The organism is Bradyrhizobium jicamae (assembly GCF_018130695.1).
GTDB lineage: Bacteria > Pseudomonadota > Alphaproteobacteria > Rhizobiales > Xanthobacteraceae > Bradyrhizobium > Bradyrhizobium jicamae_B.
Genome location: NZ_JAFCJX010000016.1, coordinates 44,618 through 58,397 on the forward strand (window position 1 = coordinate 44,618; position 13,780 = coordinate 58,397).

The window sequence follows — 13,780 nt, forward strand, 5'->3', positions numbered from 1 at the left end:
CTGCGGTGGTTAGACGACGAGTGGCGTCAACCCTCCATCCATCGTCAGGGAGGCCCCGGTCACGTAGGAAGCGCGGGCGCTCGCAAGGTACAGCGCGGCGTCGGCGACCTCTTCGGGGTTGGCGTATCGACCGAGCGGAATTCGCGCCTGATTCTGGCGGAGGAGCTCCTCGGGTGATTTGCCGGTCAGGCGGGACTCGGCATCCAGCGACATCTGCACCCGGTCCGTCAGCGTGGCTCCCGGGTTGATCACGTTGATGCGGACGCCGGCTTGTCCCCACGCCGCTGCAAGTCCGGCAGAGGCGAGCATGAGCGCCGCGTTCGCGGCGCCGCCCGGGAGATGGATCGGGGACGCGATCTTGCCGCCGGTGCCGACGATGTTGACGATTGCGCCGGCGCGTCGCGCGACCATCCGCGGCAAGGCGAAGTCGATCACGTTCATGTAGGAAAAGAACTTCGCGTCCATGGCCGTCCGCCACTTGTCCGGCGTCAGCTCGGTCGGGGTGACCCGCTTGGCGCCTCCAGCCGAGTTGACGAGAGCGGCGAGCGGCCCAACCTGCTCCTCAACCGCCGCGACCATTTTTTCGGCATCCGATGCAACGGACAGGTCCGCCGCAAAGCAGGCCACCGCAATGCCGTCTTCGCGAAGCGCACCTTGCGCCTTGTCGAGATTGCCCTGGCTGCGTGAGACGATCGCCACGCGAGCGCCTTCGCGTCCAAAGGCGCGGGCGCAAGCGAGACCAATCCCCTTGCTGCCGCCGGTGATCAGGACCACTTTTCCGTCGAGTTCAAGCTTCATGTGCACGGCTCCTGTTTGAGCGAGGCCGGATTGCGAACGTTGATTGGCGTACCGCGCGCGAATGCCGCGATCTGATCGAAGGCATTGCCGTAGCCGAATTCGTAATTGTCACGCTCCACATAGCCGAGATGCGGCGTGCACAGGGCATTTGGGAGCGCAAGCAGCGGATCGTCGGCATTCGTCAGCGGCTCACGCTCGAAGACATCGACGGCGGCCTTGCCTGGCCGCCCCTGTCTCAAGGCCGCCACGAGCGCTCCCGGCTCAATCAGCTCCGCCCGGCTGGTGTTCACGAGCAGCGCGGTTGGCTTCATGCAGGCGAGGTCGTCCGGTCCGAGCAATCCTGCGGTGTCCGCGCTCAACCGCAGGTGCAGACTCAAGACATCCGATTGCTCGAACAATTCCTGCGCGCTCGCCGCGACGCGGTAGCCTGCGGCGGACGCCCGCTCGAGCGATCCCTGCCGACCCCACACCAGCAGTTTCATTCCGAAGGCAACGCCGATTTCGGCCACGAGAGCCCCGAGCTTGCCGAAGCCATAGATGCCGAGCGTCCGGCCTCGCAGTCCGAGCCCGATGGTCGATTGCCACCGGCCCGAACGCAAGGCCTCGGCCTCGAAGGGAATGTTGCGCATGGCAGCCAAGATGAGGCCCCAGGTCAACTCGACGGTGCAGTAAGAGGGCCGCCCGCCCGAGGCCGAGCAGACGACCACGCCGTGGCGCGTGCAGGCCTCCAGATCGATGTGCGGCACGTGCCCGTTCTGGCTAATCAGCTTGAGCTTTGGCAGACGGCTCAGCAATGCAGCGTCGACTTTGGTGCGCTCCCGCATCAGGACCAGCGCATCGGCGTCAGCCAGGCGCTCGGTCAAGCCGTCGAGATCCTCGACATGGTCGTTCCAGACCGTCACCTCGTGACCGCCCAGTTTCGTGAAGCAGTCAAGTGTTCGGACGACATCCTGATAATCGTCGATGACGGCAACGCGCAGCCGCTGCATGTGATTGCTCCAAGCGATAGAGCGTTTTCGAGCGAAGCCTGTCCCGGACTTGATCCGGGATGGATACCGGTTCGCGCGAAGAAAACGCGTCAAAACAAGAATCTGCAGTCCCGTTCCGCTTCCATCGGAACGGGGCTCTAGGCGTTTGTCGGAAGGTCGGCGACCGAAACGCCGGCATCGATCGCATCGCATTTCCGGCCTTCGGACGATGCCTTTTCGAGCGCGCGCGCCAGCACCTCTTCCGCCCGGCCGCGCGGGATGAAGCACACGCCTGTCTCGTCGGCGACCACGATGTCGCCGGGCGAGACGCGAATGCCGGCGATCTGGATGTCCCCGTTGATCTCGACGGTCTCGATGCGCCATTTGCCGGTGACCGGGGTGATCTCGGTCGCCCAGATGGGATAGCCGACACGCCTGGAATGCGCGACATCGCGGACCCCGCCGTGCACGATGGCGCCGGCTTCACCCTGGCGCTTGCCGGTCTGGGCCGAGATCCCGCCCATATTGGAAATGCCGGCAACACCGTCGATCACCACGACGTCGCCGGGAAGCGCCAAGTTGTGCGCCTCGAATTCCGCCATGCGATTCACATGCTCGCGCGCGGTTTCATAGACATGCTCGCGCTGAAGAATGTTGCGCACCGTCAAGGCCGGGCCCACCAACGTTGAGCCCGCTATCGTTGGCTTCAGGACCGACGCGCCGATCGCTCCGGTCATGCCCAACTCGTCCATGATGTCCGAAATCACGCTGCTGGCGTCGCTGATCGATTTGAAGCCTTCGACCAGACCGCGGGGCGGCCGCGGCGTGCGCATCAGGCGGATACGATCCGGGGCGATTTTTCCCGTCAGCTTCGGCGGCAGGTCTTCAGGGGCGGCGCGGTTCATGCTGAGGCTTCCTCCGGTGCGAGACCGCGTTACGTCCGCATCCCGCTTCACTTTTATAAGTTGCGCAAATCATTCCCCCAGTCCAATTTAGATTTTGATGCACCATCATCATCTGGGTGAATAATATGCGGTTCGACCTGAACCTGGCCGCCGTGCTCGAAGCCATCATGCTGGAGCGGAACGTAACGCGGGCCGCAGCCTCTCTGGGGATGAGCCAACCGGCCGTCAGCAACGCCCTGCGACGGGCTCGCGCCCTCGCCGGCGACCGCCTGTTTCTGAAGGTGGCCGGCGGAATGCAGCCCACGGCACGAATGCTGGCCATCTGGCCAGAGCTGCATCGCTCACTCGGGACGATCCGGACGTCGATCACCCCGCAGCATTTCGATCCGCGGACAGAAACGACGACCTTCCGCTTGGCAGTGACTGACAGCCTGGCTGTGGAAGCCGTCGCCGCAATCGCGCTTCGTTTGAGGTCCGCCGCGCCGCGGGCCCGCATCGCATTTGCCATTCACACCAATGCGAATTCCCTGGCAGGCGTTGAGCGCGGGACCCTGGACTGCGCGGTCGGCATGTTTCCCGCACTCCCCAGGCATATGCACGTCCAGGGCGTCCGCACAGACCGCTACATTTGCGTCATGCGCCGGGACCATGAACTGGCGCATCGGCTGACCCTGGAACGGTTCGTCGCGGCCGATCATGTCCTGGTCGCGCCATCGGGCAATGAACTGGGCGTGGTCGATGGATGGCTCAGCTTGCAGGGCCATGCCCGGTCGATCGTCGCCGTGGTCAATCACTTCGCCGACGGCTTGCGAATTGTTGCAGGCAGCGACTTGCTGACCTGCGTGCCGCAGAGCTACGTCGATCGTCATGGCAGCGGTCTCATGGCGGAGCACGAACTGACGAGCTGTGCGCTGCCGTTTGAAGCGGAGCGCATCCTTCACAAGATGATCTGGCACGAGCGTCTTCACAGCCATCCGGCGCACCGGTGGTTTCGCGGTTTGGTGGCGGATGTTTGCGGACTTTCTGCCGCCTTCGGCGATGAAGCCGCGGAAGCCGAGCCTGGGCGAGCAATTGCGCCCGTTGCCGCCGGTCGACAAGAGGCGGAGCTCGGGAAAGCCACACGATCGCAACCTTGACCAGCGCTTGGCGCGGGAGCAGGCCGGTCGCTCCAGGCATCCTGCGGCCGACGAATTCCAGCGATTCGGCGTCGCCATTCCGGGCGATGCCGACTCCCGATTTCTGCTCTCCGGGATAGTTTTCAAGATTTTCATAATTTCTGTTGACACCAACCCGGATCGGTGATCTAATGCGCTCGTCTCACCCGACACGAGGGGCGTTTCGCGAACGTCAGGAACGTGGGTGCAGATGCGGTGGACGCTGAGTGTGCGACAGGCGTTGCGCACATGCGGCGGACGGCGAAGTCGTGTGGTCTGGCCGCCCCGATGCAGGTGGCAAATTCGTGAGAGGCCAATGCCCTCATGGACGACGGTGACAAACCAGCATGGTCTCGCCGCGGAGAGTACGTATAAGCCGTAAAACCATCGCGCAGGGAAAGCCGGAATGCCTCCGCTTCACCTGTATGCTCGTGTGCGCACCTTTTTGTGCACATTGCACGCGAGACCGCGGGTGCGGCGTGCACCCGGCTTTTCCTGCGCCCTCGTTGTTAGAGAGGGCGGAACGAAATGAAAAACTCGGACAAATGATGTCGCGAGAATGCGAACGCATATCTTCAGTGTCGTCGCCCGCGCATGCGGGCGATCCAGTACGCCGCGGCCTATCGGCTCAATCACGATCGTCTCTGGAATACTGGATCACCCGCATGCGCGGGTGATGACACTGGAATAGCTGTTTGACAGGTCCATTTGAGGAGCGCTCGTCTGGCCAAAGTTCGCAGACAAAGTCCGTCTTCGCTTTCGCTGCGCTTCAGCTTCGCCGGACACGCTTCGCCCTGCGGTCTTCCGCGTGGCTGCGCCACGCGTAGCCCGCAGGGCGAAGCGTGGCGGAGAGGGAGGGATTCGAACCCCCGATAGGCTTGCACCTATGCCGCATTTCGAGTGCGGTGCATTCAACCACTCTGCCACCTCTCCGGAAGCGCGCGGGTGATTTGCTCACCCCGTGGTCGGGGCGTGTTCTAGGCGAGGTTGGCGGGCCAGACAAGGCGCTGCAATAATATTTCCGCCCTGGCGATGTAAGTCGGCGCGGCGAGCGACGCGGCAGAAGAAAGTGCGTGGAAACAAAGCGCTAGCGGCCCGGCATTGATTCGAGCGGGGTCCCAGCCGGACGGAAGGAGTGAGACATGGAGCATCTGACGGTGCAGGCAAATGGCGCGGCGTTCCATGTCGCGCGGATCGGCGCGGGCCCGCCGCTGCTGCTGCTGCACGGCTGGCCGGAATTCTGGCTGACCTGGAAACCGGTGATGACGCGGCTGGCCGGCCGCTTCACGCTGATCGCGCCCGATCTCCGCGGGTTCGGCGACAGCGACAAGCCGGACGGGCCAGCTTACGGCCCTGACCAGCATGCGGACGACATGCTCGCCCTGCTGGATGCGCTCGGCATCGAGAAGGCCGGAATCGTCGGCCATGACGTCGGCGGCGCGGTGATGCAGCCCCTGGCGCGCAAGGCGCCCGAACGGATCGCCGGGCTGTTCTTCTTCGACTTCGTCTATCCCGGCATCGGGCCGCGGATGGCGGCGCCGGATCGGCTGAACCACATCTGGTACCAGTCGTTCCACCAGATGGAGATGGCGCCCGCGCTGGTCGGCGCCAGCAGAGAAAGCTGTCGCACTTACATCGGCCATTTCCTGCGCAACTGGTCGCATCGGCAGGATGCGTTCGACGATGTTCTCGATGCCTTCACCGACAATTTCATGAAGGGCGGCAATCTCGCGGGCGGCTTTGCGCATTATCGCGCGGCGCATGCGGCGCGCGTGAAGATGATGCAGGGGCAGGCACCGCAGCTGGCGCCGATCGCGGTGCCGACCTGCGTGCGTTGGGCGGAGCACGACCCGCTGTTTCCCTATGCGTGGACGGATCGGCTGGGCGAGACCTTCACCACTCTCGATCTGCAGATGTTCGGCAATGTCGGGCATTTCCCGCATCGCGAGGATCCCGATCGCGCAGCAGTGGAGATTTCGGGCTTCTTCGATCGGATCAATTGGAGGTAGAAAGGGGTGGGACCGCCAGACGCGACAAAATACTGGCGGTCCCGTGCCGTGCTTCAATATTGCTGGCCGGGGAAGTGCGGCTTCGCCGGCCAGCGGGCGCGACGGGAATCACGCTAGCAAGCGATGAGGAAACGGCAACGTGAACCCGATCTTAACCTAACCGCTCAACCTTACCGGGCCGGGGAACACATCGGCTCGCATAGCATCCCGGCGCAAACGCCGTGCATGGGCCGCGCGAGGCAGCGATTCTCCCGTAATTTCACGGGCCTGCGCGTCAGGCCTTCGCCTTCTTCGCTTTCCGCTCGGCCTTCTCGTCGTCGTCCTTACCCTTCTTCTCGGCCTTGTCCTTGCCGTTCTCCTTCTTGCGATTGGTATAGCGCGCATTGCCGAGCCCGGTGCCGATGGTCAGCACGCCCCAGCGCTCGACGTCCTGCATGAACGGCACTTCGGCGAGACCCTGGGCGACACCGTCATTATGCATCACGATCGCAGTGTCGTGGCCACCGATCTCGGGGATCGCCTCGACCAGGCTCGCCGGCAGGTTGAACTTGCTGCTCTCCCAATTGCCCGGCAGGTTCTGCGCGCCCTTCTCGATCGAGCCATCCTCGTTGATGACGCCGGGACAGGAGATGCCGATGAACGGCGCGAGCTTGTGCCCCTCGGCTTCGGCCGCGGTGATCAGATCCTTCAGCATCTTGACCAGCCGCTTCACCGCGCCCTCGCGCGTGGGCTCGTCATCGGCGTGGCGCCACAGCTCGGACTTCCACACACTGGCCTTGGAGAGATCGGGCGCCTTCTTCCAGCGCGTCTCGACCACGCCGCAGCGGATGTTGGTGCCGCCGATGTCGACGGCGAGGATGCTGTCATGAGCCTCGAAGATCCAGGACGGCGCCAGATGCAGCGTGCCGATCAGGCCGGCGTCATCAGGATGAAAGCGGATCGGCACCAGATCGACCTTGAAATCCTCGGCTTTGAGGATGATCTCGGTGCGCGCGATCGCGAGCTCGCCGAGCCGGCTCTCGCGAAAGCCGCCGCCGACCACGATGCGCTCGGTCTTGGCCCAAGCCTTGGTCTTGAGGAAGCGGCGGGTGACGTAAGCGAGCTCCTGCGCGAACTCCTCGATCGCGCTGTGCACGACGGCGGAGGCCTCGGTGTCCTCGCCGACCAGCATGTCGTCGAGCTTCTTCTTGCTGATCTTCTCCGAGGGCTCGTCGCCAAATGGGTCCTCGCCGGTCTTGCGCAGCGGCTTGCGCCAGCGGTCGAGGATCTTGCGGAAAGCGCCCTTGGAGGCACGGTCGCCGAGGAAGCCCTCGTCGTCCTTCAGCTCGATGTTGAAGCTGTCGATGTCGACCGACGGCAGCCGCGCCGCGCCGTGGCGGGCGATTCCCGTGGTTGTTGCAATCTCGTCGGCCATGTGCCCTCTGCCCTTCGCGGAATTTGCGGGACAACGGCCGGGGAACCCGATGGTTTCACGGCTGGCGTGAGGGAGGCGGGGCCGCCAAGAGGCCCGAAACGGCGCCAAATCCTTCATTTTGGGCCGGTTTTCGCCCTGCTTTGCCTTGACTCCCCGTCGATTGCGGCTATAAGTCCGCCCCAACAGGCGCGAGGATTTCTCGCGCTGTTTGTTTTTGCGCGGATTTCAGGGGCTCGCCCCAATTTGTGCAGAACACGAAACCCATCGCGACTGAACAAGAAGCCGGCCCGGAGCGATCCGAGGCACGGAATCGAACACGAAGGAATCAAACGATGTTCGCAGTCATCAAAACCGGCGGCCGGCAATACCGCGTCGTTCCGAATGATGTACTCGAGATTGGCAAGATCGCCGGCGATGTCGGCACGATCGTGCAACTTGGCGAAGTTCTGGTGCTCGGCGGCGATACGCCGACCTTGGGCGCTCCGACGGTGGCAGGTGCTTCCGTTGCGGCCGAAGTGCTGCAGCACAAGCGCGGCCCGAAGGTGATCTCGTTCAAGAAGCGCCGCCGCAAGAATTCGCGCCGCAAGCGCGGCTACCGCGACGAGATCACGGTGCTCCGCATCACCGAGATCCTCGCCGACAACGCCAAGCCGACCATCGGCCCGCGGCCGAAGAAGGCGAAGCCGGCTGAGCCCGCTGCCGAGAAGGCCGCGTAAGGTCAGCGTCAGAGATCGACGTCACGCGCAACTTGGCGTGACCGGAATTGAAATGATTCCGTCAAGGAATTGAACTAGACATTCGAGCGAATTCGGAGACGAGCCATGGCTCACAAAAAAGCAGGCGGTTCATCGCGCAACGGACGTGATTCCAAGGGCAAGCGCCTCGGCATCAAGGCGTTCGGCGGCGAGCGCGTGATTCCCGGCAACATCATTGCGCGTCAGCGCGGCACCACCTGGCATCCCGGCCTTAATGTCGGCATGGGCACCGATCATACTCTCTTCGCCAAGGTCGAGGGTCATGTCGAGTTCCGTGCCAAAGCCAACGGCCGCACCTTCGTATCGGTCATCCCGATGGCGGAAGCGGCCGAATAGACGGTGGACACATTCGAGTCCGCCGGGTCCTGTTGAACCGGCGGAGTCGTAAAGGGCTCCAAGAGGGGAGGCGGGAAACCGGCCTCCCCTTTTCATTGCGCGCGGTCCGACTTTGATCCCGCGCAATGTCCCCAGCGTTGCGTACCGTTATCGCATCACAGGAGCCCGACCATGTTGCAGGACATTCCGACCACGACATTGCGCGAGTCCAGAGCTTGCGTCCTCGAGACCGAACGGCTGACCTTGCGCAAGCCGACGCTCGCGGACGTAAAAGCCATTGCCCGTCTCGCCAATGATCGCCGCATTGCGGAGAACACGCGCCGCCTGCCGCATCCCTATTGCCAGGACGACGCCATCGATTTCGTGCGCGCGCTCGCCGCCGGCGGCCGCGAGACGGTGTTTCTGATCGAGCACAGCCACAAGCCGATCGGCATGGTCGGCATCGACTGGCGCGCGGAGACTTCGGCCGAACTCGGCTACTGGCTCGGCGTCGACCATTGGGGCCAGGGTTTCGGCACCGAGGCCGCACGCGCGGTGATCGACTATTTCTTCGAGGAGTTCGACCTCGATCATCTCATCTCCGGTGCCCGCGTCGCCAATCCGGCCTCGCGCAACATCCTGGAGAAATGCGGCTTCCAGTGGAGCGGCGTCGAGCTGCACCGCTTCGAGGCGCTGGGCTCGTCGACCCCGGTCGACTGCTTCCGCCTGTCGCGCAGCGTCTGGTCGTCGCTGAAGAACTGGAACCAGACGACGCGTCGCAATACGTGAAGAACTACGCCGGCGGATTCACCGCCGGCTGTTCACGCCCGAGCCGCTGCTCGCGGATGAAAATATAGAGGCCGGCGCCGATGATAACAGCGGCGCCGATGATCGTGGCGGGCGACGGCACGTCGCCGAACACGACGAAGCCGAAGATCACGGCCCAGACGATCATCGAATATTGATACGGCACCACGACGCTCGCGGGCGCCAGTTTCAGCGAACGATTCACACACAGCAGCGCCGCGACCGAGATGATGCCGGCCGCCGCGAATGCCACCAGGCTGCCTGCCGTCGGCGTCACCCAGCCGAACGGCGACATCACGGCGCCGAGCACGAAGGTGCCGCCGAATTGTGATGTCGCCAGCACGATATCCGGCGTCGAGCGCAGCGAGCGCGTGATCAGCATCAGCACGGCAAACGACAGGCTGCCGCCGAGCGCGATCATCGCCGGCCAGCTGATCGTCTGCGCGGATGGCCTGAGCGCGATCAGCACGCCGCAGAAACCGACCAGGATCGCAGTCCAGCGCCGCCAGCCGATATGCTCGCCGAGTACCGTGCCCGACAGCGCGGTGACGAAGATCGGTCCGGCGAGATAGTAGGTGATGACGTCGGCGAGCGGCAGATAGACGGTGGCGAGGAAGAACGCCGCGACCTCCAGCGTCGACAGCGTCACCCGCAGCAATTGCAGCCAGGGCCGCTCCAGGGAGAAGAACTCCTTGCGCTGCTTCCACACCATCGGCAACAGCACCAGCAACGCCGCGCAGGCGCGCAGCCACAGCAATTGCCCAACCGAATAGGTCGCGACCATGAACTTGCCGAGCGCATCGCCGAACGAGAACATGAAGATCGACAGCAGCATCAGCCCGATGCCGGCAAGGCGAGCGGAGCGATCGTCATAGGTGGAGAGCTTTGCAAACAGGCTCATCTTGCTTGTGTTGTTGTTGCCGCACGCGAGTCGCGTGAGAGCCGTTTTTAACGGCGCGGATGCGCAGGACAACCCCGATTACTTCGAATCGAGCCAATTGTCGCAGTGCGGCGCCTGCGCTACCGGTAAGTCCGTCATTCCAAAAACAGAGCAGGAAACGCCGCATGACCGAGTTCGACCCCGCTCAGCACCGCATGGTATCAGCGCAGCGCTGGTTCGAGGATTTCGTGCTCGGCGAGCGCTTCGTGATTCCGAGCCGGACCCAGACCTCGGCGGTGTTCGCGGCGTTCCAGACCGCGAGTGGCGACACCCATCCGATCCATTACGACGTCGAATATTGCCGCGCCCGCGGCATGCCGGACCTGCTGGCGCATGGCTTCCAGACGCTGGTGCATACCGCGCCCGGCGCGGGGCTGTTTCCCTACGTCGTGGAGGAATCGCTGGTCGGCTTCCTCGAACAATCCAGCAAGTTCCTCAAACCGGTCTATGCCGGCGACACCGTCTACCCCGCACTGGAGGTGATCGAGCTCGTGCCCGGCCGCTCGACCGGCGTGGTGACGCTGCGCTCCACGGTGCACAATCAGCGCCGCGAGCTGGTGCTGGAAGGCATGCAGAAATTCCTGGTGCGGCGCCGGCCTGCGTAGGTCCCGGGGCCGCAAAAAGGCCCGAAAATTAAGGCTTTTCGCCGAAGTCAGGGCGTTTCCGGGTTGCCGCAGCGGCCCCCCTGCCCTAACTAGAGCCCATCATGAAATTCCTCGATGAAGCCAAGGTCTATATTCGCTCGGGCGACGGCGGCAACGGCTGCGTCGCGTTCCGGCGCGAGAAGTTCATCGAGTTCGGCGGGCCCTCCGGCGGCAATGGCGGCCGTGGCGGCGACGTCATCATCGAGGTCGTCGACGGGCTGAACACGCTGATCGACTACCGCTACCAGCAGCACTTCAAGGCGCAGAAGGGCACCAATGGCATGGGCAAGGACCGCCATGGCGCCGCCGGCAAATCCATCGTGCTGAAGGTGCCGGTCGGCACCCAGGTGTTCGACGAGGATCGCGAGACGCTGATCCACGACTTCACCACGCTCGGCGAGAAGTTCGTGCTGGCCGAAGGCGGCAATGGCGGCTTCGGCAACGCGCATTTCAAATCCTCCACCAACCGCGCGCCGCGCAATGCCAATCCCGGCCAGACCGGGGAGGAGCGCTGGATCTGGTTGCGGTTGAAGCTGATCGCGGACGCCGGTCTCGTCGGCCTGCCGAACGCCGGCAAATCGACCTTCCTCTCGGTCGTCAGCGCGGCGAAGCCGAAGATCGCCGACTATCCCTTCACCACCCTGCATCCGCAGCTCGGCGTCGTGAATGCGAGCGGCCGTGAATTCGTGCTCGCCGACATTCCCGGCTTGATCGAGGGCGCGCATGAGGGTGCGGGCCTTGGCGACCGCTTCCTCGGCCATGTCGAACGCTGCCGCGTGCTGCTGCATCTGATCGACGCGACCTGCGAGCATGCCGGCAAGGCCTACAAGACCGTGCGGACCGAGCTCGAGGCCTATGAGGGCCAGCTCGCCGACAAGATCGAGATCGTCGCACTGAACAAGATCGACGCGGTCACGCCCGACGAATTGAAGAAGCAGAAGGACCGCCTGAAGCGCGCGGCGAAGAAGACGCCGATGCTGCTGTCGGGTGCCACCGGCGAAGGCGTGCAGGACGCGTTGCGCGCGTTGGTCGAGGTGATCGGCGAGGCGCCGGTGTCGAACAAGGCCAAGGGCCAGGCGGAGCCGTGGGCCGAGCCGATCCCGCAGGGCTAAGCGAGCCCTGCACTTCCCATCTCGCGTCTCGGCGCGTAATGCTTCACCGACCTCCGTTCCAGTCCGACCAAAACCATGCAACGCCCCGCGCTTAGGAATTTTCGCCGCATCGTCGTCAAGGTCGGCTCGTCGCTGCTCGTCGACTCCAAGGCGGGCGAGCTGCGCGCGGCGTGGCTGGAAGCGCTGGTCGACGACATCGCAAAACTGCACAAGGATGGCCGCGAGGTCATGGTGGTATCGTCGGGCTCGATTGCGCTCGGCCGCAGCCGTCTGAAGCTGCCGCGCGGCCCGCTCAAGCTCGAGGAGAGCCAGGCGGCCGCCGCCGTCGGACAGATCGCGCTGGCGCGGATCTGGTCGGAGGTGCTCGGCAATCACGGCATCGGCGCCGGCCAGATCCTGGTGACGCTGCAGGACACCGAGGAACGCCGCCGCTATCTCAACGCGCGCTCGACGATCGCAAAGCTGCTCGAATGGCGCGCGGTGCCCGTGATCAACGAGAACGACACCGTCGCAACCAACGAGATCCGCTATGGCGACAATGATCGCCTCGCCGCCCGCGTTGCGACCATGGCAAGCGCGGATCTCTTGATCCTGCTGTCAGACATCGACGGCCTCTACACCATGCCGCCCAATGCCAATCCCGATGCAAAGCTGATCCCGATCGTGGAGAGCGTCACCTCCGAAATCGAAGCGATGGCGGGCGCCGCCGAGTCCGAACTGTCGCGCGGCGGCATGTATACGAAGATCGAGGCCGCGAAGATCGCGACCACCGCGGGCACGCATATGCTGATCGCCTCCGGCAAGATCGAGCATCCGCTGAAGGCGATCGCCGATGGCGGCCGCTGCACCTGGTTCCTCACCCCGGCCAACCCGGTGACCGCGCGAAAACGCTGGATCGCGGGCTCACTGGAGCCGAAGGGCACGCTGACGATCGACGCCGGCGCGGTGGCAGCACTTCGCGCGGGCAAGAGCCTGTTGCCCGCCGGCGTGATCCGGATCGACGGCCAGTTCGCCCGCGGCGACGCCGTCATCGTGCGCGGCCCGGACACCCACGAGATTGGCCGCGGCCTCGTCGCCTACGACGCTGAGGATGCCGAGAAGATCAAGGGGCGCTCCTCCCCGGACGTCATGACCATTCTGGGCATCAGTGGCCGGGCCGAAATGATCCATCGCGATGATCTGGTGGTGGGCGGGCCGCGATCTACGGACACGAATTGATCGCTACTGCATATCGTCGGCGCTGATGTCGCGACGGCCGTGCATAACGCGAACGACCTCGATGCCGTCGCGCACGGGAACATAGAAGATCACATAGTTTCCTACGGCAAAGCTGCGCAGGTTTCTCGCAAGGTCTTGACGTGCACGGCCGACGAGCGGTGAGTCGGCCAACATGTCGAACGCTGCATCGATCCGATCGATGATCGCGTCCGCTGCGCGAACGCTGTCTTCGGCGATGTACTGCCAGATCTCGGTAACATCGATCTCAGCTTGTGGACTTTTGCGGCGCTTACTTGCCATGCTTGGCCGCCAGACGTTTCCGTCCTTCAGCCTTGATCCGTTCAAACATGTCGCCGACCGGTTCGGCGGGCCCGCTGTCGAATCCCTTCTGGATTTCTTCGCGTAACGCTTCGAGCTTGGCTTGGCGTCGTGCCTCGCGCTCCTCGACCAGACGCAAACCCTCGCGCATCACCTCGCTTGCGGTCGCGTAACGCCCGCTCTCGACAAGGTCGTCGATCATCGCCTCGAAATGCTTGCCGATGCTGTAGCTGGTGGCCATGGCGGAACTCCGAAGTATCAAATAATGATATATATTGATATTGCGGGGAACAAGACCCAACCTCCTCTCGGCCATTGGCCGACTCGGACGGCGGCTGCCGGTGCAGGGCCAACCGCCGCCCATCAGCCATGCCAGTTCCCCGCCTCGCCACCCCTCAATTGCCATGCTAGAACATGGCCTTA

Annotated in this window: 15 protein-coding genes and 1 tRNA gene; 8 read left to right on the top strand and 8 right to left on the bottom strand. The window is 64.0% G+C overall.

Annotated elements, in window-relative coordinates; all coding sequences use genetic code 11:
* Positions 1-9: 9 nt before the first annotated feature.
* The 3 genes from JQ604_RS23175 to JQ604_RS23185 form a co-directional block, all read right to left on the bottom strand.
* Positions 10-798, bottom strand: a complete 789-nt coding sequence (locus tag JQ604_RS23175; RefSeq protein WP_212362312.1) for an SDR family oxidoreductase — start codon at positions 796-798, stop codon at positions 10-12.
* Entirely contained in the window at positions 795-1,787 is a 993-nt protein-coding gene (locus tag JQ604_RS23180) for a D-2-hydroxyacid dehydrogenase family protein (protein WP_212362315.1), read from the bottom strand. Before JQ604_RS23180 ends, JQ604_RS23175 begins: the two co-directional genes overlap by 4 nt.
* Positions 1,788-1,924: 137 nt before the next feature.
* Complete coding sequence (locus tag JQ604_RS23185; protein WP_212362320.1) at positions 1,925-2,671, bottom strand: RraA family protein; 747 nt, start codon at positions 2,669-2,671, stop codon at positions 1,925-1,927.
* A 125-nt stretch (positions 2,672-2,796) separates the two neighbouring features.
* On the opposite strand from JQ604_RS23185, the gene JQ604_RS23190 reads away from it, so the two are divergent.
* Complete coding sequence (locus JQ604_RS23190; protein ID WP_212362324.1) at positions 2,797-3,807, top strand: LysR family transcriptional regulator; 1,011 nt, start codon at positions 2,797-2,799, stop codon at positions 3,805-3,807.
* Positions 3,808-4,668: 861 nt separating this feature from the next.
* Here JQ604_RS23190 and JQ604_RS23195 read toward each other — a convergent pair.
* A tRNA-Ser gene (locus JQ604_RS23195) sits at positions 4,669-4,758 on the bottom strand.
* Between the two features lie 209 nt (positions 4,759-4,967).
* On the opposite strand from JQ604_RS23195, the gene JQ604_RS23200 reads away from it, so the two are divergent.
* Entirely contained in the window at positions 4,968-5,834 is an 867-nt protein-coding gene (locus JQ604_RS23200; RefSeq protein WP_212362328.1) for an alpha/beta fold hydrolase, read from the top strand.
* A 274-nt stretch (positions 5,835-6,108) separates the two neighbouring features.
* Here JQ604_RS23200 and JQ604_RS23205 read toward each other — a convergent pair whose 3' ends face one another.
* Entirely contained in the window at positions 6,109-7,248 is a 1,140-nt protein-coding gene (locus tag JQ604_RS23205; protein WP_212362331.1) for an ROK family protein, read from the bottom strand.
* A 332-nt stretch (positions 7,249-7,580) separates the two neighbouring features.
* On the opposite strand from JQ604_RS23205, the gene rplU reads away from it, so the two are divergent.
* The 3 genes from rplU (at position 7,581) to JQ604_RS23220 (ending at position 9,107) form a co-directional block, all read left to right on the top strand.
* Positions 7,581-7,964: a 50S ribosomal protein L21 gene (gene rplU / locus JQ604_RS23210; RefSeq protein ID WP_212362335.1), complete on the top strand. Its 384-nt coding sequence runs from the start codon at positions 7,581-7,583 to the stop codon at positions 7,962-7,964.
* Positions 7,965-8,069: 105 nt separating this feature from the next.
* Positions 8,070-8,339, top strand: a complete 270-nt coding sequence (gene rpmA, locus JQ604_RS23215) for a 50S ribosomal protein L27 (protein ID WP_016847848.1) — start codon at positions 8,070-8,072, stop codon at positions 8,337-8,339.
* A 171-nt stretch (positions 8,340-8,510) separates the two neighbouring features.
* Entirely contained in the window at positions 8,511-9,107 is a 597-nt protein-coding gene (locus JQ604_RS23220; RefSeq protein ID WP_212362338.1) for a GNAT family N-acetyltransferase, read from the top strand.
* A 4-nt stretch (positions 9,108-9,111) separates the two neighbouring features.
* Here the strand turns inward: JQ604_RS23220 and JQ604_RS23225 are convergent, their stop codons facing one another.
* Complete coding sequence (locus JQ604_RS23225) at positions 9,112-10,026, bottom strand: DMT family transporter (protein ID WP_212362341.1); 915 nt, start codon at positions 10,024-10,026, stop codon at positions 9,112-9,114.
* Between the two features lie 164 nt (positions 10,027-10,190).
* On the opposite strand from JQ604_RS23225, the gene JQ604_RS23230 reads away from it, so the two are divergent.
* From JQ604_RS23230 to proB, 3 genes are all read left to right on the top strand, one after another.
* Positions 10,191-10,670 carry a MaoC family dehydratase gene (locus tag JQ604_RS23230; RefSeq protein ID WP_212362344.1) on the top strand — a complete coding sequence of 160 codons (480 nt, stop codon included), beginning with the start codon at positions 10,191-10,193 and terminating at the stop codon, positions 10,668-10,670.
* 101 nt (positions 10,671-10,771) lie between these two features.
* Positions 10,772-11,821 carry a GTPase ObgE gene (obgE, locus tag JQ604_RS23235; RefSeq protein WP_212362349.1) on the top strand — a complete coding sequence of 350 codons (1,050 nt, stop codon included), beginning with the start codon at positions 10,772-10,774 and terminating at the stop codon, positions 11,819-11,821.
* A 75-nt stretch (positions 11,822-11,896) separates the two neighbouring features.
* Positions 11,897-13,039: a glutamate 5-kinase gene (proB, locus tag JQ604_RS23240; RefSeq protein WP_212362352.1), complete on the top strand. Its 1,143-nt coding sequence runs from the start codon at positions 11,897-11,899 to the stop codon at positions 13,037-13,039.
* A gap of 3 nt (positions 13,040-13,042) precedes the next feature.
* On the opposite strand, the gene JQ604_RS23245 is transcribed toward proB, so the two are convergent.
* Positions 13,043-13,339 carry a type II toxin-antitoxin system RelE/ParE family toxin gene (locus tag JQ604_RS23245; protein ID WP_212362355.1) on the bottom strand — a complete coding sequence of 99 codons (297 nt, stop codon included), beginning with the start codon at positions 13,337-13,339 and terminating at the stop codon, positions 13,043-13,045.
* Complete coding sequence (locus JQ604_RS23250) at positions 13,329-13,598, bottom strand: type II toxin-antitoxin system ParD family antitoxin (protein ID WP_212362358.1); 270 nt, start codon at positions 13,596-13,598, stop codon at positions 13,329-13,331. The genes JQ604_RS23245 and JQ604_RS23250 overlap by 11 nt, the downstream gene beginning before the upstream one ends.
* Positions 13,599-13,780 lie beyond the last annotated feature (182 nt).

Coding starts and splice junctions, on each gene's coding strand:
- JQ604_RS23175 (WP_212362312.1), bottom strand. CDS start 798: ATGAAGCTTGAACTCGACGGAAAAGTGGTCCTGATCACCGGCGGCAGC.
- JQ604_RS23180 (WP_212362315.1), bottom strand. CDS start 1,787: ATGCAGCGGCTGCGCGTTGCCGTCATCGACGATTATCAGGATGTCGTC.
- JQ604_RS23185 (WP_212362320.1), bottom strand. CDS start 2,671: ATGAACCGCGCCGCCCCTGAAGACCTGCCGCCGAAGCTGACGGGAAAA.
- JQ604_RS23190 (WP_212362324.1), top strand. CDS start 2,797: ATGCGGTTCGACCTGAACCTGGCCGCCGTGCTCGAAGCCATCATGCTG.
- JQ604_RS23200 (WP_212362328.1), top strand. CDS start 4,968: ATGGAGCATCTGACGGTGCAGGCAAATGGCGCGGCGTTCCATGTCGCG.
- JQ604_RS23205 (WP_212362331.1), bottom strand. CDS start 7,248: ATGGCCGACGAGATTGCAACAACCACGGGAATCGCCCGCCACGGCGCG.
- rplU (WP_212362335.1), top strand. CDS start 7,581: ATGTTCGCAGTCATCAAAACCGGCGGCCGGCAATACCGCGTCGTTCCG.
- rpmA (WP_016847848.1), top strand. CDS start 8,070: ATGGCTCACAAAAAAGCAGGCGGTTCATCGCGCAACGGACGTGATTCC.
- JQ604_RS23220 (WP_212362338.1), top strand. CDS start 8,511: ATGTTGCAGGACATTCCGACCACGACATTGCGCGAGTCCAGAGCTTGC.
- JQ604_RS23225 (WP_212362341.1), bottom strand. CDS start 10,026: ATGAGCCTGTTTGCAAAGCTCTCCACCTATGACGATCGCTCCGCTCGC.
- JQ604_RS23230 (WP_212362344.1), top strand. CDS start 10,191: ATGACCGAGTTCGACCCCGCTCAGCACCGCATGGTATCAGCGCAGCGC.
- obgE (WP_212362349.1), top strand. CDS start 10,772: ATGAAATTCCTCGATGAAGCCAAGGTCTATATTCGCTCGGGCGACGGC.
- proB (WP_212362352.1), top strand. CDS start 11,897: ATGCAACGCCCCGCGCTTAGGAATTTTCGCCGCATCGTCGTCAAGGTC.
- JQ604_RS23245 (WP_212362355.1), bottom strand. CDS start 13,339: ATGGCAAGTAAGCGCCGCAAAAGTCCACAAGCTGAGATCGATGTTACC.
- JQ604_RS23250 (WP_212362358.1), bottom strand. CDS start 13,598: ATGGCCACCAGCTACAGCATCGGCAAGCATTTCGAGGCGATGATCGAC.